The organism is Micromonospora sp. NPDC005299 (assembly GCF_042872345.1).
In the GTDB taxonomy this organism is placed as follows: domain Bacteria; phylum Actinomycetota; class Actinomycetes; order Mycobacteriales; family Micromonosporaceae; genus Micromonospora.
Map to the genome: position 1 here is coordinate 178,260 of NZ_JBIAKG010000012.1, position 20,173 is coordinate 198,432.

Annotated in this window: 17 protein-coding genes; 8 read left to right on the forward strand and 9 right to left on the reverse strand. The window is 73.2% G+C overall.

Annotated elements, in window-relative coordinates; genetic code table 11:
- Positions 1–32: 32 nt before the first annotated feature.
- Positions 33–2,078: a protein kinase gene (locus ACFYPD_RS28410; RefSeq protein ID WP_387119866.1), complete on the reverse strand. Its 2,046-nt coding sequence runs from the start codon at positions 2,076–2,078 to the stop codon at positions 33–35.
- Between the two features lie 202 nt (positions 2,079–2,280).
- Here ACFYPD_RS28410 and ACFYPD_RS28415 point away from each other — a divergent pair, with 202 nt between their 5' ends.
- Both ACFYPD_RS28415 and ACFYPD_RS28420 read left to right on the forward strand, forming a co-directional pair.
- Positions 2,281–3,864 carry a methylmalonyl-CoA mutase gene (locus ACFYPD_RS28415; protein WP_387119869.1) on the forward strand — a complete coding sequence of 528 codons (1,584 nt, stop codon included), beginning with the start codon at positions 2,281–2,283 and terminating at the stop codon, positions 3,862–3,864.
- A 638-nt stretch (positions 3,865–4,502) separates the two neighbouring features.
- Entirely contained in the window at positions 4,503–5,762 is a 1,260-nt protein-coding gene (locus tag ACFYPD_RS28420; RefSeq protein WP_387119872.1) for an amidohydrolase, read from the forward strand.
- Here ACFYPD_RS28420 and ACFYPD_RS28425 read toward each other — a convergent pair.
- Complete coding sequence (locus tag ACFYPD_RS28425; RefSeq protein WP_387119875.1) at positions 5,719–6,675, reverse strand: DUF4349 domain-containing protein; 957 nt, start codon at positions 6,673–6,675, stop codon at positions 5,719–5,721. The genes ACFYPD_RS28420 and ACFYPD_RS28425 overlap by 44 nt on opposite strands.
- Positions 6,676–6,797: 122 nt before the next feature.
- Between ACFYPD_RS28425 and ACFYPD_RS28430 the strand changes: the two genes are divergently transcribed.
- The 4 genes from ACFYPD_RS28430 to ACFYPD_RS28445 are packed head-to-tail and all read left to right on the forward strand — an operon-like array spanning position 6,798 to position 10,167.
- Complete coding sequence (locus ACFYPD_RS28430; RefSeq protein WP_387119878.1) at positions 6,798–7,427, forward strand: MBL fold metallo-hydrolase; 630 nt, start codon at positions 6,798–6,800, stop codon at positions 7,425–7,427.
- 6 nt (positions 7,428–7,433) lie between these two features.
- Positions 7,434–8,375, forward strand: coding sequence for a hypothetical protein (locus tag ACFYPD_RS28435; RefSeq protein ID WP_387119881.1), 942 nt, complete (start codon positions 7,434–7,436; stop codon positions 8,373–8,375).
- A 43-nt stretch (positions 8,376–8,418) separates the two neighbouring features.
- Positions 8,419–9,159 (forward strand): hypothetical protein, encoded by a 741-nt coding sequence (locus ACFYPD_RS28440; RefSeq protein ID WP_387119885.1) that lies wholly within the window; start codon positions 8,419–8,421, stop codon positions 9,157–9,159.
- A 42-nt stretch (positions 9,160–9,201) separates the two neighbouring features.
- On the forward strand, positions 9,202–10,167 hold the full coding sequence (locus tag ACFYPD_RS28445) for a GNAT family N-acetyltransferase (RefSeq protein ID WP_387119888.1): 966 nt from the start codon (positions 9,202–9,204) through the stop codon (positions 10,165–10,167).
- 72 nt (positions 10,168–10,239) lie between these two features.
- On the opposite strand, the gene ACFYPD_RS28450 is transcribed toward ACFYPD_RS28445, so the two are convergent.
- Entirely contained in the window at positions 10,240–10,695 is a 456-nt protein-coding gene (locus tag ACFYPD_RS28450) for a gamma-glutamylcyclotransferase (protein WP_091260426.1), read from the reverse strand.
- 106 nt (positions 10,696–10,801) lie between these two features.
- Between ACFYPD_RS28450 and ACFYPD_RS28455 the strand changes: the two genes are divergently transcribed.
- A complete protein-coding gene (locus ACFYPD_RS28455) occupies positions 10,802–12,205 on the forward strand; it encodes an NAD(P)H-quinone dehydrogenase (protein WP_387119890.1) in 1,404 nt (467 codons plus the stop codon).
- Here ACFYPD_RS28455 and ACFYPD_RS28460 read toward each other — a convergent pair.
- From ACFYPD_RS28460 to ACFYPD_RS28470, 3 genes are all read right to left on the reverse strand, one after another.
- Complete coding sequence (locus ACFYPD_RS28460; protein WP_387119893.1) at positions 12,183–12,860, reverse strand: DUF998 domain-containing protein; 678 nt, start codon at positions 12,858–12,860, stop codon at positions 12,183–12,185. The two genes, ACFYPD_RS28455 and ACFYPD_RS28460, sit on opposite strands and share 23 nt — an antisense overlap.
- Positions 12,861–12,960: 100 nt before the next feature.
- Positions 12,961–13,293 carry a helix-turn-helix domain-containing protein gene (locus tag ACFYPD_RS28465; protein ID WP_387119896.1) on the reverse strand — a complete coding sequence of 111 codons (333 nt, stop codon included), beginning with the start codon at positions 13,291–13,293 and terminating at the stop codon, positions 12,961–12,963.
- Positions 13,290–13,961 carry a DedA family protein gene (locus ACFYPD_RS28470; RefSeq protein WP_387119899.1) on the reverse strand — a complete coding sequence of 224 codons (672 nt, stop codon included), beginning with the start codon at positions 13,959–13,961 and terminating at the stop codon, positions 13,290–13,292. The genes ACFYPD_RS28465 and ACFYPD_RS28470 overlap by 4 nt, the downstream gene beginning before the upstream one ends.
- A 508-nt stretch (positions 13,962–14,469) precedes the next feature.
- On the opposite strand from ACFYPD_RS28470, the gene thrS reads away from it, so the two are divergent.
- Complete coding sequence (thrS, locus tag ACFYPD_RS28475) at positions 14,470–15,702, forward strand: threonine--tRNA ligase (protein ID WP_387120004.1); 1,233 nt, start codon at positions 14,470–14,472, stop codon at positions 15,700–15,702.
- Positions 15,703–15,748: 46 nt separating this feature from the next.
- On the opposite strand, the gene ACFYPD_RS28480 is transcribed toward thrS, so the two are convergent.
- From ACFYPD_RS28480 to ACFYPD_RS28490, 3 genes are read right to left on the reverse strand one after another with little or no spacing between them, the layout of a single operon-like run.
- On the reverse strand, positions 15,749–17,887 hold the full coding sequence (locus tag ACFYPD_RS28480; protein ID WP_387119902.1) for an ABC transporter ATP-binding protein: 2,139 nt from the start codon (positions 17,885–17,887) through the stop codon (positions 15,749–15,751).
- A complete protein-coding gene (locus ACFYPD_RS28485; protein ID WP_387119905.1) occupies positions 17,884–19,617 on the reverse strand; it encodes an ABC transporter ATP-binding protein in 1,734 nt (577 codons plus the stop codon). Before ACFYPD_RS28485 ends, ACFYPD_RS28480 begins: the two co-directional genes overlap by 4 nt.
- Positions 19,611–20,132 (reverse strand): MarR family winged helix-turn-helix transcriptional regulator, encoded by a 522-nt coding sequence (locus ACFYPD_RS28490; protein WP_387120006.1) that lies wholly within the window; start codon positions 20,130–20,132, stop codon positions 19,611–19,613. The genes ACFYPD_RS28485 and ACFYPD_RS28490 overlap by 7 nt, the downstream gene beginning before the upstream one ends.
- Positions 20,133–20,173: the final 41 nt, after the last annotated feature.

Genomic DNA, 20,173 nt, shown 5'->3' on the forward strand with positions numbered 1-20,173 from the left:
GCGGCGGATCACCACCGGCCGTCGGCCTCGACTCAGTTGGCTCCGGTGAGTTGGAACGACCGCGCCATCGCCTCGAAGATCGGCTTGCTCTCGGCGAACTTGGCGTCGGTCGAGGAGAGGTAGAACGAGTAGACCTTCCCGTCCTTCACCAAGCCGCGCCACATCCCGTGCCGCATGGCGTCGCCCTCGCCGCAGGTGTATTCCAGCTGGGCCGCCCCCTGGCCGGCCAGCTGCTGTTCCGAGATCGCCAGCTCGGTGTACGGCTCGGGGCAGTTCTTGCTCTTGGTGCTGTTCTTCTTGAGGTTCCGCGAGGCGAACTCCGCCCAGCTGACCGGGGTGCCGTTCCATTCCTCCGCGATGACCCGGACCTTGCGGCCGCTGTCCTGGGGGTCGACGAAGTCGACGTAGAGGCCGCCCGTCTGCCGCTGCCAGCCCTTTGGCACCTGCACGTTGACGCCCTTGACCGACTGCGCCTGCATCTCCACGGGCGGCGCCTCGGCCGACCCCGAGGGCAGCGCGCCCACGATCGGCGGGGGCTCGTCGTCGCCGCCGCTGGTCAGCGCGATCACGCCGACCAGGAGCAGCACGGCCACGCCGGCGGCGGCGGCGAGTTGGACCTTGCGCGGCCAGCCCTTGACCCGGCCGACGAGCTGGCCGCCGACGCCCTTGGCCCGGCCGAGCGCGCCGCCGTCGGCCGGCGCGGCGCCCGGAGTCGTCGTCCAGGGCTGGCCCGTGCCGGGCACCGACCACTGGTTGCCGCCGTAGACCGGCTGGGTGGTGTCGGCGCCCCGGCCGTAGACCGTCTGGGTGGCGTCCGGGTGGCCGGGCACCCGCTGGGTGGCGTCCGGCCCGGCGGTCTGGCCGAGCCGCTGGGTGGCGTCGGGTGAGATGCGCTGGGTGGTCTCCGGGGCCGCACCCGGCCCGGACATCGCCCCGGTGGGGGTGTGCAGCGGGCCGGCCAGCGCGTCGGCGCTGGTCTCGTCGAGCGCGGCGGCACCGGCCGCCGTGGGTTCGGGCCGCTCGCCGCGGCGCAGGGAGGCGAGCCGGTCGGTCAGCGACTCGCCCGGGCCGATCATCGCCCGGCCGCCGATCTGGCCGCTCGGCTTCGGCTCGGGCGTGATGATCGCCGGCGGCGTCGACGGCCGCTGCACCGGCACCACGGCGTACGGGTCGGTGACCGAGTTGACCGCGGTGGCGGTGCTGGTCAGCGGGCCGGCGAGCAGCTCGCGTAGCATGCCCCGGGCGGTGTGCACGTCCAACCGGCGGGCCGGGTCCTTCTCCAGCAGGCCCATCAGCACTCGGGTCAGCGGGCCGCTGCGCTGCGGGGTGGCCGGCGGGTCCTCGACCACCGCGTGCATGGTCTCGATCGGGTCGCCCTTGTCGAACGGGGGACGCCCCTCGACGGCGGTGTAGAGCGTGACACCGAGCGAGAAGAGGTCGCTGGGCGGGCCGAACTCCTGACCCATGGCCCGCTCGGGAGAGATGAAGTGCGGCGAGCCGAGCACCATGCCCGGCGTGGTGAGCTGCACGTCGGTGGGCATCCGGGCCACGCCGAAGTCGGTCAGCACGCACCGGCCGTCGGTGCAGATCAGCACGTTGGCCGGCTTGACGTCGCGGTGCAGCACGCCGATCGCGTGCGCCACCTCCAGCGCGCCGAGCAGGGCGATGCCGATCTTGGCGACCGCGCGGGGCGCGACCGGCCCGTCCTCGATCACCATGTCGGCCAGGCTGCGGGCGTCCAGCAGCTCCATCACGATCCACGGGCGGCCACCCTCGGTGACCACGTCGTAGACCTGGACCACGGCGGGGTGCTGGATCGCGGCGGCCGCGCGGGCCTCGCGGAGAGTCCGTTCGTACATCGCGTCGCGGTCGCTGGGGGCGAGCCCCGGCGGGAGGACGACCTCCTTCACCGCCACGTCGCGGCGCAGCAGCGTGTCTGTCGCACGCCAGACCGTGCCCATGCCGCCGTTGCCCACCGGCGAGCGCAGCGAGTAGCGGCCACCGATGGTGGTGCCGGGTGCTGCGCGTCCAGTGGGGGGACTGGCGGGTCCGCCGCTCCACGTCGGGATCTGAGTCACAGAAAAGCCACCGGGGGATATCGAGGGGGCTGGGACACAACCCCCCTATCTTGCTGGTTCCGACGGCCGATGCGAAACCCGACGCGGCGGACGTTTACCTACTCGACGGTATGTGGCCAGGTACTCACCTCCGGTCGATGCGCCGTCGCGGTGTGCGGTATCCCTCACCCAACGAACGGCGGCCGCGTCCTACCATCCGGTAATGAGCGAAGCGCGGTCAAGCGAGTCGGGTTTCCCGATCAAGGGCCTCTACACGGCGGCCGACCTTCCGGAGGACCTGGACTCCCGGCTGAGCGGCCCGGGCGAATACCCGTACACCCGCGGGGTCTACCCCACGATGTACACCTCCCGTCCGTGGACCATGCGGCAGTACGCCGGCTTCGGCACCGCCACGGAGAGCAACGCCCGCTACCACCAACTGCTGCGCGCCGGCACCATGGGCCTCTCCGTCGCCTTCGACCTGCCCACCCAGATGGGGTACGACTCCGACGACCCGATCGCGCACGGCGAGGTCGGCAAGGTCGGCGTCGCCATCGACTCCATCGAGGACATGCGGACGCTCTTCGACGGCATCCCGCTGGACAAGGTCTCCACCTCGATGACCATCAACGCCCCCGGCTCGGTGCTGCTCCTGCTCTACCAGCTCGTGGCCGAGGAGGCCGGGGTGCCGGGCTCGGCGCTCAACGGCACCATCCAGAACGACATCCTCAAGGAGTACATCGCCCGGGGGACGTACATCTTCCCGCCGAAGCCCTCGCTGCGGCTGGTCGCCGACACCTTCGCCTACTGCCGGGCCGAGGTGCCGAAGTGGAACACCATTTCCATCTCCGGCTACCACATGGCCGAGGCCGGTGCGTCGCCCGCGCAGGAGATCGCGTTCACCCTGGCCAACGGCGTGGAGTACGTCCGGGCGGCGCTCGCCGCCGGGCTGGCCGTGGACGACTTCGCGCCCCGGCTGTCGTTCTTCTTCGTGGCCCGCACCACCCTGCTGGAGGAGGTCGCCAAGTTTCGGGCGGCCCGGCGCATCTGGGCCCGGCTGATGCGCGACGAGTTCGGGGCGAAGAACCCGAAGTCCATGATGCTGCGGTTCCACACCCAGACCGCGGGTGTGCAGCTCACCGCCCAGCAGCCGGAGGTGAACCTGGTCCGGGTGGCCGTCCAGGGCCTCGGCGCGGTGCTCGGCGGCACCCAGTCGCTGCACACCAACAGCTTCGACGAGGCGATCGCGCTGCCCACCGAGAAGGCGGCCCGGCTGGCGCTGCGCACCCAGCAGGTGCTGGCGTACGAGACGGACCTGACGGCCACCGTCGACCCGTTCGCCGGGTCGTACGTGGTGGAGGCGATGACCGCCGAGCTGGAGACGGCCGCCGACGAGCTGATGCAGCGGGTCTTCGACCACGGATCGGCCGTGGACGCCATCGAGGCCGGCTTCCAGAAGCGGGAGATCGAGCAGTCCGCGTACCGGATCGCCCAGGAGATCGACTCGGGTGAGCGGGTGGTGGTCGGGCTCAACCGGTTCCAGATCGACGAGGAGGAGCCGTACGAGCCGCTGCGGGTGGACCCGGCGATCGAGGTGGGCCAGGCGGAGCGGCTGGCCAAGCTGCGCGCCCAGCGGGACTCCGGGACGGTCGAGCGCGCTCTGGCCGAGCTGCGGGCCGCGGCCGAGGGCGACGCCAACGTGCTCTACCCGATGCGGGAGGCGCTGCGCGCCCGGGCCACCGTCGGTGAGGTGTGCGGGACGCTGCGCGACGTGTGGGGGATCCACCGGCCGAGCGACCGGTTCTAAGTCGCCGACGGCGGCCCCGCCGGCACCCCGCACGGTGTCCGGCGCGGGCCGCCGTCGTGTTCCCGACCGCTCTGACCTGGGCGAATGCCGTGCCACGGCGTACAGTCAGTGGTCTCCCCGCACGCGGCGGGGGCGGTGACGGCTCGGTGCGGATCCTCCCCGGGCGACGCCGCCCGGGCGCCGCTCCCGGAGCCGTCGGGCAGCGTGGCCGGAGCCGGCGCGCGTGTGCGGATCGGGATTGCGGGTAACCCGGTCGGGTGAACGGGACGGACAGCCTGTGCGGTCGTACTCCGGGCCGGCATGTCACCGTGAGGAGTCGTCCGACAGCCGACCGTTGTCGCGCAATTGTCCGAGCGGCAGTTAATTGTCGCGACTAATGCGACAATTCGGAACGACGGCCCGCGATTTGGTGACCGTTGAATCGGTTACGCGTTGTAGGAGGTGTGGGGCAGATGACGGCGTTCGACCGCGATCTACCTGCTGTCCCGCAGATATTCGGGCCCTCCCACCAGGGCATTCGTGACGCTGCGCGGTCCGACCGCTACGCGAAAGATGTTGCGCAGCGTCACCGCCGGAGGTCTAGGCTGTCTGCTGTTCTCCCCGATGATCCATCCATCTCTAGTGATCGAGAATTCGACGTGACGAGTGCGTTGACGCTGCCCTCGGGCAGCCCGCTGGCGTCGTCCTGGCCGGAGGCGCCGACCGGGTCCCAGCCCCTGCCCATGGAGCTCGACCATCTGCTCGCGCTGCGCGTACCCGGCCTCATCGCCACCCGCCGTCACATCCACTCCCACCCGGAGCTGTCGGGCGAGGAGTTCGAGACGGCCGCCCTGGTGCACCGGGAGCTCTCCCTCGCCGGCCTGAAGCCGCGCCTGCTGCCGAAGGGCAACGGCGTCATCTGCGACATCGACGGGCGCCCGGACGGCCCGGTGATCGCGCTCCGCGCCGACATCGACGCGCTGCCGCTGAGCGACCCGAAGGACGTGCCGTACCGGTCCACCGTGGATGGGGTCTGCCACGCCTGCGGGCACGACGTGCACACCACCGTGATGCTCGGTGTGGGCATGCTGCTCGCCCAGCTCGCCGACCTCGGCCAGCTCGACGGCCGGGTGCGGCTCATCTTCCAGCCCGCCGAGGAGATCCTGCCTTGCGGCTCGCTGGAGGTCATCGAGGCCGGCGGCCTCGACGACGTGGTGCAGATCTTCGCCGTGCACTGCGACCCGAACCTGCCGGTCGGCAAGGTCGGCCTGCGGGTCGGCCCGATCACCGCCGCCGCCGACAACGTCACCGTCCGGCTCACCGGCCCCGGCGGGCACACCGCCCGCCCGCACCTGACCGTCGACCTGGTCGACGCGCTCGGCCGGCTGGTCACCGAGGTGCCGACCCTGGTCAGCCGCCGGGTGCCGGCCAACAGCGGGCTGCTGCTGGTGTTCGGCCACGCCTCGGCCGGCACCCGCTACAACGTCATCCCCTCCGAGGCCTGCGCCGCCGGCACCCTGCGGGTGATGGACCGCGACACCTGGGACCAGGCCCCGAAGATCGTGGCTCAGGTGGTGCGGGACGTCCTCGCCCCCACCGGCGCCACCGTCGACCTGGAGTACCTGCGCGGCCGGCCGCCGGTCACGAACGACGCCCGGGCCATCGGCGTCCTCACCGCGGCCACCGCGGCCGCGCTCGGGCCGGAGGGCATCGCGGAGACCCCGCAGAGCATGGGCGGCGAGGACTTCTCCTGGTACCTGGAGCACGTGCCCGGCGCGCTCGCCCGCCTCGGCGTCGGCCGGAACGGGCCCAACGTGGACCTGCACCGGGCCTCGTTCGACGTGGACGAGCGCGCCATCCCGGCCGGCGTACGCCTCATGGTCCAGACCGCGCTGCGGGCACTGGCGGCGGCCCGCTAGGCACCGGACCGTCCGGCAGCGCCGGGCCGCCCGGCGGCGTACGACGACCCCGCCGGCGGGCCAGGGCCAGCACGAGCGCCACCGGCACGCCGATCGCCAGCGCGAACGGCAGCACCGCGCCCAGCACGGTGAGCGCCACCCGCAGCGAGCCCAGGAACGCCGACCAGCCGCCCCGCAGCCCGGCCAGGAAGCCGAGGTCCTCCTCGTCCTCGGTGGCCGCGGCCTCCGGGCCGACGAAGGTCACCGTGATGGTGGAGAGCGCGGTCAGGTCGGCGAGCCGCCGCTTCTTCGCCTCCAGCGAGGCCAGGTCCGCCTCCCGGCGGCCCACCTCGTTCTCCAGCGTGACCAGGTCGTTGATCGAGGTGGCCCGGGCCAGCAGCCGCCGGGCGCTGTCCACCCGGGCGCGCTGGGTGGCGATCCGGGCGTCCAGGTCCACGGTCTCCTCGGTGACGTCCTCGGTCCGCACCTCGCGCCGCTCCTGCTCGCCGAGCTTGACCAGCGCCTCCAGCACATTCGTGAACCGGTCCGCCGGCACCCGCAGGATCAGTTCGGCCCGGGCGTCCGCCGAGTCGCTGTTGCGCTGGTCGCCGCCGACGAAGCCGCCGGCCGCCGTCACCGCCGTGCTCGCGTCGCGGGCCGCCCGCTCCACGTCGGCCACCCGCACCTGGAGCGTTCCGGTGTAGATGATCGCCCGCTGGTCGACCCGCAGGTCCGCGCCGCCCGCACCGGGCTGCGCCTTTTCCGGCGCCCCCTGGTCCCGGTCCGCCGCCCCACCTGCCACCGCCTGCGGCTGCGCGACCGAGCCCGAGTCGTCGGTCCCGCCGTCCGCGCTGCACGCCCCGGCACCCAACACCACCAGCAGCCCGGCGGCCGCGAGCGCCCGGCCCCGGCGGCGGCTGTCCCGTATCCTCATGTCCCGGCTCCGATCCTTCGACGGTCCCGCGGTGGGACCGATACGTCGGACGCGACGCGACACCGCGCCGGTTCCGGCAGACTGCGCTGAGGACGTCACGATTCGATAATCGAGGAGTCACGATGCACCTCACCAAATACGCCCACTCCTGCGTCCGGCTGGAGCACGACGGGGGAGTGCTGGTCGTGGACCCCGGAGTCTTCAGCGATCCGGAGGCGCTGGACGGGGCCGACGCGGTGCTCATCACCCACGAGCACCCGGACCATGTGGACGTCGAGGCGCTGACCCGGGCGCTGGACCGGCGGCCCGTCCGGGTGCACGGCCCGGCCTCGCTCGCCGGGGTGCTCGGCGACACCGCCGAGGCGCTGACCGTGGTCGCGCCCGGCGAGTCGTTCACCGCGGCCGGCATGGCGGTCCGCGCGTACGGCGGCGAGCACGCGGTCATCCACCCGGACATCCCCGTCGTCCCGAACCTCGGCTACCTGTTCAACGACGTCGTCTACCACCCCGGCGACGCGCTCGTCGTCCCCGACGACGTCCAGGTGGACACGCTCTTCGCCCCGATCCACGCGCCCTGGTCGAAGTTCTCCGAGGTGGTCGACTTCATCCGGGCGGTCGCCCCGCGGCGGGCGTTCGCGCTGCACGACGCGTTGCTCAACGCCAACGGCTTCGGCGTGCTCGACCGCCAGTACACCGCGCTGTCGAAGACCGAGTACCGGCGCCTGGAACCGGGCACCCGGATCGACGCCTGAGCACGCATGGCCGGTCCACCCCCCGACCTGGTCCAGCGGCTCTACGCGACGCCGCCGGACCGGTTCGTCGCGGCCCGGGACGCCGCGGTCGCCGAGGCGCGCCGGGCCGGCGACCCGAAGGCCGCCCGGGAGATCGGCAAGCTGCGCCGGCCCACCGTCGCCGCCTGGCTGGTCAATCTGCTCGCCATCAAGCGCCCGGAGCTGGTCGCCGACCTGGCGCAGCTCGCCGAGTCGCTCCGCTCCGCCCAGCGGGACCTGCGCGGCGGCAAGCTCCGTGAGCTCTCCGCGCAGCGCCGGGCGGTCGTGGGCGCGCTCGTCGCCGAGGTCCGCAAGCTGGCCGCCGCCGAGCCGGCCGCCCCACCGGTCGGGAAGCTGCCGCTCGGCGAGGTCGAGGCGACGTTGAACGCGGCGCTCTCCGACACCGAGGTGGCCGAACAGGTACGCGCCGGCCGGCTGCTGCGGTCCACCCACTACGCCGGGTTCGGCGAGGTGCCCCGGCCGCAGCTGCGGCTGGTCACCGGGGGTGGCGAGGAGGAACCCGCCGTACCCGACCGGGCGGCCGAGCGGGCCGAGAGCCGGCGGACGCGCGACGAGCGGGCCGCCGAGCGGGCGGCCCGGGCCGAGCGGGCGAAGCGCCGCCGGGCCGTGGAACGCGAGCTGGCGAAGGCCCGCGACGACCAGGACCGGGCCGAGTCGGAGCTGACCGAGGCCACCGACGCGGAACGGGACGGCGGGGCGACGCTGGACCGGATCGAGACGGAACTGGCCGAGCTGGAACGCCGCCGGGCCGTCGCCGAGCAGGAGCTGAGCCGGGCCAAGCTGGCCCGTCGCGGCGCGGAACGCGCGCTCACCGCCGCCCGCCGGCGCACCGGTGAGGTGGAGGCCGCCTTGGAGGCGCTGGACGCCGAAGAGGGGGATGCCGCGGAGGGTGGTCACGAGGCAGACTGATCGTGATGGATGACCACGGTGGACGGACGGTGGGGTGCCGCCGATGACCCCGGAGCAGGTCGCCGCCGCCAGCAAGCCGCTGGTGCTGGAGCTCGGGGAGGCGTTCTCCCGCTGCCCGTCGACGCTGCGCCGGGCCCGGCTGCTCGGCATCTCCGGCTGGGCCTTCTACATCACCGGCCGCGCCGGCGCGCTCGGCGACGTCCGCGCCGAGACGGTGGCCGCCGCGCTCGGCTTCATCGCCCCGGAGGCCGTCGCCGACGGCTGGGACGCCGCCGTGCGCACCGTCCCGCCGCTGGAGGTGGCGGGCGCGAACCTGGCCGAGTGCTGCCGCTGGGGCGCCACCAACCTGGGCGACGCCCCGGAGACGTCCCGCCTCGCCGCGCTGCTGCGCCGGACGGTCGACGCGGCGGACGGCAGCGGCATGCCGCTCTTCGCCGCCTGGCGGGCCATGCCGGTCGACGACCCCGCGCCGGGCGCCCGGGCGGCCGTCGCGCTGCTGCTGCTCCGCGAGCACTTCGCCGGGGCGTACCTGCTGGCGGTGCGGGCCGCCGGGATGACACCGCTGGAGGCGGTGCTGGCCGGGCCCGAGGGGGACGCCGGAGCCGCGGCGTGCGGCTGGTCGCCGCCGTATCCACCGGTGGGGCCGCTGGTGCGGCGGCGGCTCTGGGCCGAGGCGGTGACCGACCGGCTGGTGTCCCCGGCGTTCCGGGCGCTCGGCCCCGGCGAGGGCGCGGAACTGCTCAACCTGCTCACCGCCGCACGGCTGCACGTCCGCGGCGGATAAATGGGGAGCGCCGCCGCCGGGGCGGCTGCCAGGATCGGCCGCGTGACGCTCCCCGCCGGCTGGATCGCCCGCCGACCCACCCTCGACGACGTGCCCGCGATCCTGGCGGTGGTGCACGCCGCCGACACCTTCGCCGTCGGCTACCCCGACTTCGACGCCGAGGACGTCCGGGACGCCCTGACCGCGCCGTTCGTCCACCCGGCCCGGGACTCCTGGCTGGTCACCGACCCGGACGGCACCGCGGTGGCCTGGACGATCCTGAGCAACCCCACCGGAGTGGGCCGGGAGTGGGTGGACGTCCTGGTGGACCCGGACCGCGCCGCCGACCTGCGCGCCCCGCTGCTGGTCCGGCTGCTCGACCGGGTCGCCGAGCGGGCCGCCGAACGTGGCCTGCCCGCCCTCACCGCCCGGACCGGCGTCTTCGCGCCCGAGACCCGCTGGGCGAAGGAGCTGTCCGAGGCCGGCTTCACCCGGATCAAGCGGTACATCCGGATGACCCGCTCGCTGGCCGACCTGCCCGCCGAGGCGCCGCCGCCCCCGGCCGGGGTGACCGTCCGGCCGCTGCGCGTCGACGACGAGGCCGACCTGCGGCTGTTCCACCGGATCTTCGACACCGCGTTCCGGGACACCCCGGACTACGAGCCGGTCAACTTCGAGCGGTGGCGCGAGGCGCTCCCCTCGTCCGGCAAGGTGTGGGACGAGTGGTTCGTGGCCGAGGTCGAGGGCGCGCCGGCCGGCGCCCTCCAGTCCTCCGATCAGGCGCTGGACCAGGACATGGGCTGGGTCCGGACGCTGTCCGTGCTGCCCGCGTACCGGCGGCGCGGGGTGGGGGCGGCACTGCTGCGCCGGGCCTTCGCCGTCTACGCGGCCAAGGGCCGGACCGAGGCTGGTCTCGGCGTCGACCTGGCCAACCCGACCGCCCCGGTCACCCTCTACCGCTCGGTCGGGCTGGCCGAGGCGCGCTGGACCGACATGTACGAGCGGAGCGTCCTCGCCGCGGGTGTGTGATACGCGACCCGCCGCGGGGTCGCCGCCCCGTCAAGGAACCGGCCGGAGCAAACTGGAGTCGTGGGATACGCGCTACGCGGACGCGGTGCCGGTGGGGCGGGACCGCAGCTCGGTGACGTAGTCGTCCGGCGCGCCCGCCTTCTCCGCCGCGTTCGCGATCTCCGACAGGTACCACGACGTCGGCAGGCCACCCTCGTAACCGTCGAAGACGTAGACCCAGGCGGTCACGTCCCCGTCCAGCGTCGAGACGCGGACGGTCAGCTTGCGGTACGTCCCGGAGGTCACGCCCTCGATCTCGTCGAGCTGGGCCGCGTCGTACGGGTGGATGTCGTAGAGCGCCACGAAGACCCGGTCACCCGGCGACTCGACCACGGTGCTGACCGAGCCCTCCCAGCCGATGACGTCCTCGCCCGCGAAGGTGAGCCGCCACCCCTCCAGCCAGCCGGTTCCCACCATCGGCGAATGCGGACAGTAGGCACGCATGCGGGCGGGGTCCAGGTTTGAGCCGTAAGCGGCGTAAAGACGCACGGCGATGACGATAGCCCCGCCGACGGGTGGGGGAGAATACGACGGTGCGTGTCGAGCGCGACGGGGAGAAGAAAGTCACTGTGAGCACTGACGAGGGGCGAGCGCTGTGAGCCAGATCGTGATCATCGGCGGGGGGCCGGCCGGGTACGAGGCGGCGCTGGTCGCCGCCCAGCTGGACGCTGATGTGACCGTGGTCGAGGCGGAGGGGGCCGGCGGCGCCTGCGTGCTCTCCGACTGCGTGCCGTCCAAGACCTTCATCGCCAGCTCCGAGGTGGTCACCGGCTACCGGGACACCGAGGAGTTCGGGGTGCACTCCGACGGGCTGGAGGCGGTCACGGTCGACGCCCGGACCGTGCACGAGCGGGTCAAGCGGCTCGCCCTCGCCCAGTCCGCCGACATCCACGCCAAGCTGGTGAAGGCCGGCGTCGAGTTCGTCGCCGGCTCCGCCCGGCTCGGCGAGGACACCCTCGGTCACACCCACCGGGTGATCGTCACCCCGGCCGACGGCGGCGCCGAATACTCGATCGCCGCCACCACCGTGCTGATCGCCACCGGCTCCACCCCGCGCCAGCTCCCCACCGCCGTGCCCGACGGCGAGCGCATCCTGACCTGGCGCCAGGTGTACGACCTGCCCGAGCTGCCCGAGCACCTGATCGTGGTCGGCTCCGGCGTGACCGGCGCCGAGTTCGCCAGCGCCTACCTGGCCATGGGGGTCGAGGTCACCCTGGTCTCCAGCCGGGACCGGGTCATGCCGCACGAGGACGCCGACGCCGCCTCGGCCATCGAGCGGGTGTTCCGCAACCGGGGCATGACCATCCTCAACAACTCCCGCGCCGAGGCGGTCCGCCGGATCGGCGACGGCGTCGAGGTGGTGCTCGCCGACGGCCGCGTGGTGGCCGGCTCGCACGCGCTGATCGCGGTCGGCTCGATCCCCAACACCGCCGACCTGGGTCTCGCCGAGTACGGCGTCGAGCTGGCCCGGGGCGGCTACGTCACGGTCGACCGGGTCTCCCGGACCAACGTCCCCGGCATCTACGCGGCGGGCGACTGCACCGGGGTGCTGCTGCTGGCCAGCGTCGCCGCCATGCAGGGCCGCATCGCCATGTGGCACGCGCTCGGCGAGGCGGTCCGGCCGCTGCGGCTGCGTACCGTCGCGGCGAACGTCTTCACCGACCCGGAGCTCGCCACCGTCGGCGTCTCGCAGGACGAGGTCGACGCCGGCAAGGTCCCGGCCCGCCAGGTGATGCTGCCGCTCTCCGGCAACGCCCGGGCGAAGATGGCCGACCTGGCCGACGGCTTCGTCAAGCTCTTCTGCCGGCCGGCCAGTGGCCAGGTGATCGGCGGCGTGGTGGTCGCGCCGAAGGCCAGCGAGCTGATCCTGCCGATCACCATGGCGGTGGAGAACAACCTCACCGTCAACGAGCTGGCCCAGACCATCACGATCTATCCGAGCCTGTCCGGCTCGATCACCGAGGCCGCCCGCCAGCTCATGCTCCACGAGCTGGAGTGACCTCGCGGTCCCGCAGCACCACCCCGGCGATGTGGCGGTGTTCCCAGGCTCGGGGCGCCGCCGCCTCGCGGGTCCGGCGCCCGGCCAGCGTGGCCGCGACCACCGCGAGCAGGGCGACCTCGGCGAGGATGAGCAGGCGTTCGGCGAGGCCGATCAGCAGCCGGTCGCCGGGGTAGGCGGACCAGACCATCGCCGCGGCCAGCACGAGACTGGTCAGGGCGAGCCCGCGCACCCACCCGGCGGCCCGCCCGCCGAGCCGCCGGGCGAGCAGCCAGCCGGCGACGGGCAGGGCCAGGAAGGCCACCACCGAGGCGTACCGGTGCAGGTAGGCGGCGGTGTCCATGGGCAGCCCCGGCTCGTTGGTGGGCACCACCGCGGCGGCCATCAGTCCGGCCGACCAGGCCACCAGCAGCAGCCCGGCGAGCCGGCCCGCGCCGGCCCGGCGCAGCGCCGGCAGGAGGACGACGGTGGCCGCGGCGAGCACGGCCATGGCTGTGTCGATGACGCCGCCCCGTTCGGAGACGGCGAAGTCGCTGACGGTCAGCGACCAGGGATTCAGGTCGTCGTTCACCTCAAGGTGACCGAGGACGGCGAGCACCGCCGCCACGGCGATCCCGCCGAGGGCCAGCAGACCACTGCTCCGGGTTCCAGGCATGCCTCAGCCTGTCGCCGGAACCGCCCGAAACGGATCCGGGACCACCACCCACTTCGATCCGGGGGTCGCCCCCTACCGACTGTCCGGGGGTGGGCGGGACTCAGGCCACGTCGAGCTGGATGTTTCCGACCCGGGCGACGATGTCGAGACGCCCGCCGAGGCCCGTCACGTAGGCCTTCAGCGTCTCCAGGTTGCTGCTCTCCCCGTTCTCGATCTGGCTGATCCTCGCGGGCGGCAGCCCCGCGGCCTCGGCCAGCTGCGCCTGGCTCATGCCCAACTGCTCGCGGATCTCGGCGAGCTGCACACCGCTGACCGAGGCGAGCATCTGCTCCCGCAGATGGGCACGCCGAGCCACGCGATCGGGCTCGTCCCAGGTGGGGTCGACCTTCGTGGCCCTGGCTCTGGCGTCGCGCGGGTTCGCTTCGTGGGTCATGGCTGGTCTTCCTTCAGGCTGATGAGGTGTTCCGGAAAGCGTGCGTCCGCCAGGGGGACGGCCGTCGCCTCGCCGGCCGTGCGGGAGTGGCGGGCGCTGATCACCGTCATCGCCCAGCCCGCCGCCGCGAACCCGGCCGCCGCCGCCCCGCCGATCAGCAGGAGCCGCCACGCCGATTCGGTCAGCGCGGCGCCGCCGAGGTGGCCGACCAGCGTCCCGTACGCGGCCCAGCAGGTGGCCGCGGCCGCCTCGTAGAGGACGAAGAGGCGGTACGGGTAGCGGCTGCGCCCGGCCGAGAAGCAGGCCGCCATCCGGCCCCCGGGCACGAACCGGCAGAGCAGGATCACCAGCGGCCCCGGTTCGCGCAGCCCACGGGTGACCCGGGCGGCGGCTCGGCGGGCCCGTCCCGGCGTCGCGTGTCGCGGTTCGCGGCGGGTCGGGGCGGTGCGCCCCAGCAGGTAGCAGGCGAGGTCGCCGGCGAAGACGCCGACCGCGCCGACCGCGATGGTCAGCGGCAGGCTGAGCCCGCCGTAGACGGTCAGTGCCCCGCTGGTGATCATGACGACCTGAGTCGGCACCACCGGCACGAAGGCGTCGGCGACCAGCAGTGTGAGCAGCACCGCGTACGCCCAGGTGGGCGACGCGACGTCAGAGATGAGTTCGGCCACGACCGCCACCTCGCCGGAGTTCCCCGTTCGACCGCACCGAGCCTGACGGCATGTCCCGCGTCACCGCGAGGAGCCCTGCCCGGCGGTGACGGCCGACACCAGCAGGCCACTGGTGTTCAACGATGCAGCGCCGCCGAATGTGACGACCTGCCGAGGCGTCGCCGGCCACCGGGGCGGGCGGCGGATCGCCGATCGGCGGCGTACCGTTGTCGGCGCGCGGCTCCGGAGACGTCGGGTCCCCCGTTCCCGACGGCCGGGCCGCCGCGGGTCGCCGGCAGGTCCCGTGCCGGCGACCCGCCCCCACCGCACCAGGTTCAGGTGCGTCGCGAAATCCAGGTGCGTCCGCCGCGTCGCCGCGCGTACCGTCGCCGCATGCGCAGCGCGGTGGTGACCACGACGCCGGGTATCCCCGGCGTGCCGCACTGACGTTTCCGTCGACGAGGCCCCGGGGCGATCCGCTCCGGGGCCTCGCGGCGTTCCGGGTCAGCTCGCCTCCGGGTCGTACCCGATCAAGGAGAGCGACATGATCGACCACCGCAGGCTCGGCCGGGACCTGGAGCTGTTCGTCTCCGACCCGCTGGCCGGCGCCGGGCTCCCGATCTGGCTGCCGGCCGGCGCCGCCGCCCGGCACGCCGTCGAGGAGTACGTGCGGGAGCTGGAGCGCCGGACCGGCTACCGGCACGTCTACTCGCCGCCGCTCGGGAAACGGGAGCTGTTCGAGCTCTCCGGTCACCTCGGCTTCTTCGCCGACGACATGTTCCCGCCCATGCGGCTGAGCGCCGACGACGAGTTCGTGCTGCGCCCGGCGCTCTGCCCGCACCACGCGCTGGTCTTCCGTGCCCGGGGCCGCTCCTACCGGGAGCTGCCGCTGCGGGTCGCGGAGATCGGCGGGATGTACCGGGCGGAGCGCTCGGGGGTGCTGGGCGGGCTGTCCCGGGTGCGCGCCATCTCGCTCAACGACGCGCACAACTTCTGCGCGCTGGAGCAGGTCGGCGACGAGGTGCGCGAGATCCTCCGGCTGATCGGCGAGGCGCACGCCGCACTCGGCGTCCGGTCGGCCGGGTTCCGGCTGTCGCTGCGCGGGCCGGGGGAGAAGTACGTCGGCGACGACGCCGACTGGGCGCGGGCCGAGGAGCTGCTCCGCGCCGCGCTCGACGGGGTGGACTACCACGAGGGCCCCGGCGAGGCCGCCTTCTACGGCCCGAAGATCGACATCCAGATCGTGGACGCGGCCGGCCGGGAGTCGACCATCTCCACCATCCAGCTCGACTTCGACAAGCCGGAGCGGTTCGACCTGTCGTACACCGACGCGGACGGGCGCCGGAAGCGGCCGGTCATGGTGCACCGGAGCCTGGTCGGCAGCATGGAGCGGCTCTTCGCGTACCTCATCGAGGTGCATGCCGGCGCCTTCCCGGCCTGGTACGCCCCGGTGCAGCTGGTGCTGCTGCCGGTGGACGACGGGCAGGCCGACGCGGCCATCGAGCTGGCCCGGCGGGCGGAGGCGGCCGGGCTGCGGGCCGAGGTCGACCTGGCCGGCTCGCTGGGCGCCCGGATCCGCGACGCGGCCCGGCGGAAGGTGCCGTACGTCGGGGTGATCGGCCGCCGGGAGGTTGCCGACGGATCGGTCGCCCTGCGCCTGCGTGACGGGCGCGGGCTCGACCCGATGCCGGCGGCCGACGCGCTGGGGCTGGTCGGCGCCGTGGTGGCCGCCCGCTCGGCCGGCCTGCTCCCGCCGGCCTGACCGCCGGCGTGCCGGTCCGGCCGGGTCGCCGCTCGTGGTGTCCACGTCAGCGCCCGGCCGGCGCGGCCGCTGGCTTCCCGGGCGGTCCGCCACCGGGCCCTCCGGGCGGTCCACCGCCGGGCCGCCCGGGGGGTCCACCGCCAGGCCGTCCGGGCGGTCCGCCGACCGGCAGCGGCGCGGCAGCCTCCTCGTCGACCACCGCGGCGGAGAACTGCGACCGGTAGAGCTCGGCGTAGGCGCCGTTCGCGGCGACCAGCTCGTCGTGCGTGCCCTGCTCGACGATCCGGCCCTGGTCCATCATGAGGATCAGGTCGGCGTCGCGGATGGTGGAGAGCCGGTGTGCGATGACAAAGCTGGTCCGCTCGGTGCGCAGCGCCGCCATGGCCCGCTGGAGCAGCACCTCGGTGCGGGTGTCGACCGAGCTGGTCGCCTCGTCGAGGATGAGCAGCGACGGCTCGGCGAGGAACGCCCGCGCGATGGTGATGAGCTGCTTCTCGCCGGCACTGACGTTGCTTCCCTCCTCGTCGATCACGGTGTCGTAGCCGTCGGGGAGGCTGCGCACGAACCGGTCCACGAAGGTGGCCCGGGCCGCGGCCAGGATCTCCTCCTCGGTGGCGGCCGGCCGGCCGTACGCGATGTTGTCCCGGATGGTGCCGCCGAAGAGCCAGGTGTCCTGGAGCACCATGCCGATCTTGCCGCGCAGCTCGGCTCGCTTCATCGACCTGATGTCCACCCCGTCCAGCGTGATCCGGCCGGCGTCCAGCTCGTAGAACCGCATGACCAGGTTGACCAGGGTGGTCTTGCCGGCGCCGGTCGGGCCGACGATCGCCACCGTGTGCCCGGGCTCGGCCACCAGCGAGAGGTCGTCGATGAGCGGCTTGTCCGGGTCGTAGCGGAAGGAGACGTGCTCGAACTCGACCCGCCCGGTGACTCGGGGCGGCGCGGGCCGGTCCGGGGCCTGCTCCTCGGCGTCGAGCACCTCGAAGACCCGCTCGGCCGAGGCCACCCCGGACTGGAGCAGGTTGGCCATCGAGGCGATCTGGGTGAGCGGCTGGGTGAACTGCCGCGAGTACTGGATGAACGCCTGCACGTCGCCCAGGCTCATCGACCCGGAGGCCACCCGCAGCCCGCCGACCACGGCGATCGCGACGTAGCTGAGGTTCCCCACGAACATCATCGCCGGCATGATGATCCCGGAGATGAACTGGGCCCCGAAGCTGGCCCGGAACAGCTCCTCGTTCTTGGCCGCGAAGGCGGCCTGCGCCTCGCGCTGCCGGCCGAAGACCTTGACCAGCTCGTGGCCGGTGTACGTCTCCTCGATCAGGCCGTTCAGCTCACCGGTGTGCCGCCACTGGGCGATGAACCGGCGCTGCGACCGCTTGGCGATCTGCTGGGTGACGACCACCGACAGCGGCACCGCCACCAGGGCGACCAGGGCCAGCAGCGGCGAGATCCAGACCATCATGGCCAGCACGCCGACCACCGTGAGCAGCGCGCTGAGCAGTTGGCTCAGCGTCTGCGACAGGGTCTGCGAGATGTTGTCGATGTCGTTGGTGACGCGACTCAGCAGCTCGCCCCGGGGCTGCTTGTCGAAGTAGGGCAGCGGCAGCCGGTTGAGTTTCTCCTCCACCTCGGCGCGAAGCCGCAGCACGGTCCGCTGCACCACCCCGTTGAGCAGCCAGCCCTGCCACCACATCAGCAGGCTGGCGCCCAGGTAGAGGGCGAGTGCCAGGGTGAGCGTGCGGCCCAGCGCCGTGAAGTCGATGCCCGCCCCGGGCACCACGTCCATCCGGGCCAGCATGTCGGCGAAGTTGTCGTTGCCGGCGGCCCGGGCCGCCGCCACCGCCTGCTCCTGGGTGGTGCCGGCGGGGATCTGCCGGCCGACCACCCCGGCGAAGATGATGTCGGTGGCGTGCCCGAGGATCTTCGGCCCGATCACGCTCGCGCCGACGCTGGCCACCGCCAGGGTGATGATCGCGGTCAGCGAGAACCGGTGCGGCCGGAGGCGGCCCAGCAGCCGGCGGGCGGACGGTCCGAAGTTCATGGACTTCTCCGCCGGCATGGCGGCGCCCATCCACGGCGGCCCGCCGCCGCCGCGCCGTGCGGCCGCCGCGGGCAGCCGCTGCGGCGGCCCCCCGTCGGCCTTCGCCTCCGGCGCCGGCTTCTGCCCGGGTACGGCGGTCATGCCGTCACCTCCGCCGTCTGCTGGGACGCCACGATCTCGGCGTACGTCGGGCAGGTCACCAGCAGGTCGTCATGTCGTCCCATCCCGACGATGCCCCCGTCCTCGAGCACGATGATCTGGTCGGCGTCGACGATCGTGGAGACCCGCTGCGCCACGATCACCACCACCGCGTCCGCGGTGACCGGCTTCAGCGCGGCCCGCAGCCGGGCGTCCGTGCCGAGGTCGAGCGCGGAGAAGGAGTCGTCGAAGAGGTAGATCTCCGGCTTGCGGACCAGCGCGCGGGCGATCGCGAGCCGTTGCCGCTGGCCGCCGGAGACGTTCGTGCCGCCCTGCGCGATCGGCGCGTCCAGCCCACCCGGCATCTCGGCGACGAAATCCCGGGCCTGGGCGATCTCCAGCGCCGCCCAGAGCTCGGCATCGCTCGCGTCCGGGTTGCCGTAGCGGAGGTTGCTGGCGACGGTGCCGCTGAACAGGTACGGCCGCTGCGGCACCAGCCCGATCCGGCGCCACACCTCGTCGGGTTCCAGCAGCCGCACGTCCACCCCGTCGACCAGCACGGCGCCGGCGGTCGGGTCGACCAGCCGGGGGATCAGGGTGAGCAGGGTGGTCTTGCCGGCGCCGGTGGAGCCGATGATGGCCGTGGTCCGGCCGGGCGTGGCTCGGAACGAGATGTCGTGCAGCACCGGCGCGCTCGCCCCGGGGTACTGGAAGGCGACCCGGCGGAACTCCAGCTCCGCGCGGCGGGTCATCGCGATCATCGGTTCGATCGGCGGCACGACCGACGACTCGGTGTCGAGCACCTCGACGATCCGCTCGGAGCAGACCGCCGCGCGGGGCACCATCATCAGCATGAAGGTGGCCATCATGACCGCCATCAGGATCTGCATCAGGTATTGCAGGAAGGCGGTGAGCGCGCCGATCTGGATCTGGCCGGAGTCGACGCGTTCGGAGCCGAACCAGAGCACCGCGACGCTGGAGACGTTGAGCACCAGCATCACCACCGGGAAGATCAGCGCCTGGAGCCGGCCGATCCGCAGGGCGGTCGCGGTCAGGTCGGTGTTCGCCACCCGGAAGCGTTCCGTCTCGTACGGCTCGCGGACGAAGGCCCGGACCACCCGGATGCCGGTGATCTGCTCGCGCAGCACCCGGTTGACCGTGTCGATCCGGGTCTGCATGAGCCGGAAGCCCGGGACCATCCGCCGGGTGATCAGGCCCAGCGTGATCGCCAGGACCGGCACGCAGACCAGCATCAGCCAGGAGAGCCCCACGTCCTCCTGGAGCGCCATCACGACGCCGCCGACGCTCATGATCGGCGCGGCGACCAGCATGGTGCAGCTCATCAACACGAGCATCTGCACCTGTTGGACGTCGTTGGTGTTCCGGGTGATCAGGGAGGGCGCCCCGAACCGGGCCACCTCGCGGGCGGAGAAGCTGTTGACGTGCGCGAAGATGCCGGCCCGGACGTCCCGGCCGAAGCCCATCGCGGTCTTCGCGCCGAGGTAGACGGCGACGATCGAGCAGGCGATCTGGAGCAGGCTGACGAGCAGCATCCAGCCGCCCGTACGCATGATCTGGTCGGTGTCGCCGCGGGCCACGCCCCGGTCGATGATGTCGGCGTTGAGGCTCGGCAGGTAGAGCGACGCCATCGTGCCGACGAACTGGAAGGCCACCACCGCGGCCAGCAACCGCCGGTAGGGGCGCAGGTGGGTACGGAGCAGGCGGATCAGCACGGACGGCTCCCCGGTGGGTCTTCGGTGTCGGACTCGCTGTCCCGGTTCAACCGCCGAAGGTCCCCGTCGGACATGCTCGTGATGATTTCCGTGAGGAACTCGCGGATCACCGCCTGCTTCGCCGGGTCCGCGTCGACCGAGGTCAGTGGCCGGTTGCTGTGGATCAGGTCGATGATGGCGAGGGCGTGCTTCCGGCCCTTGTCGGTCAGGCTGAGCTGCACGCTGCGTCGGTCGTGGGGATCCCGGTTGCGGGCCACGAAGCCGTCGCGCTCCAGCGTGTCGACGATGCCGGTGAGGGTTGCCGGCCGGACGAAGCACCGCTCGGCCATTTCCCGGTGGGTGCTGTCGCCGGCCCGCAGCAGGACGAGCAGCACCCGCATGCCGGCGGAGGTGAGCCCGTGGTGCTCGGCGAGGTAGCGGCCCCAGTGCTGTTCGACGATGTGCCCGGCGATCGAGATGAGCCGGCCGAGCGGCGCGTGCTGCAGCGCGTCGGGAAAGCGGACGAGCGGTCCCATGTTCACGGGCGCTAGGTTAGCCCCCGAACGGTCAGGCCCCA

What these genes read in the sequence shown, in the direction of transcription:
- ACFYPD_RS28415 (WP_387119869.1), top strand. Translation starts at nt 2,281, where the DNA reads ATGAGCGAAGCGCGGTCAAGCGAGTCGGGTTTCCCGATCAAGGGCCTC.
- ACFYPD_RS28425 (WP_387119875.1), bottom strand. Translation starts at nt 6,675, where the DNA reads ATGAGGATACGGGACAGCCGCCGCCGGGGCCGGGCGCTCGCGGCCGCC.
- ACFYPD_RS28430 (WP_387119878.1), top strand. Translation starts at nt 6,798, where the DNA reads ATGCACCTCACCAAATACGCCCACTCCTGCGTCCGGCTGGAGCACGAC.
- ACFYPD_RS28435 (WP_387119881.1), top strand. Translation starts at nt 7,434, where the DNA reads ATGGCCGGTCCACCCCCCGACCTGGTCCAGCGGCTCTACGCGACGCCG.
- ACFYPD_RS28440 (WP_387119885.1), top strand. Translation starts at nt 8,419, where the DNA reads ATGACCCCGGAGCAGGTCGCCGCCGCCAGCAAGCCGCTGGTGCTGGAG.
- ACFYPD_RS28460 (WP_387119893.1), bottom strand. Translation starts at nt 12,860, where the DNA reads ATGCCTGGAACCCGGAGCAGTGGTCTGCTGGCCCTCGGCGGGATCGCC.
- ACFYPD_RS28465 (WP_387119896.1), bottom strand. Translation starts at nt 13,293, where the DNA reads ATGACCCACGAAGCGAACCCGCGCGACGCCAGAGCCAGGGCCACGAAG.
- ACFYPD_RS28480 (WP_387119902.1), bottom strand. Translation starts at nt 17,887, where the DNA reads ATGACCGCCGTACCCGGGCAGAAGCCGGCGCCGGAGGCGAAGGCCGAC.
- ACFYPD_RS28490 (WP_387120006.1), bottom strand. Translation starts at nt 20,132, where the DNA reads ATGGGACCGCTCGTCCGCTTTCCCGACGCGCTGCAGCACGCGCCGCTC.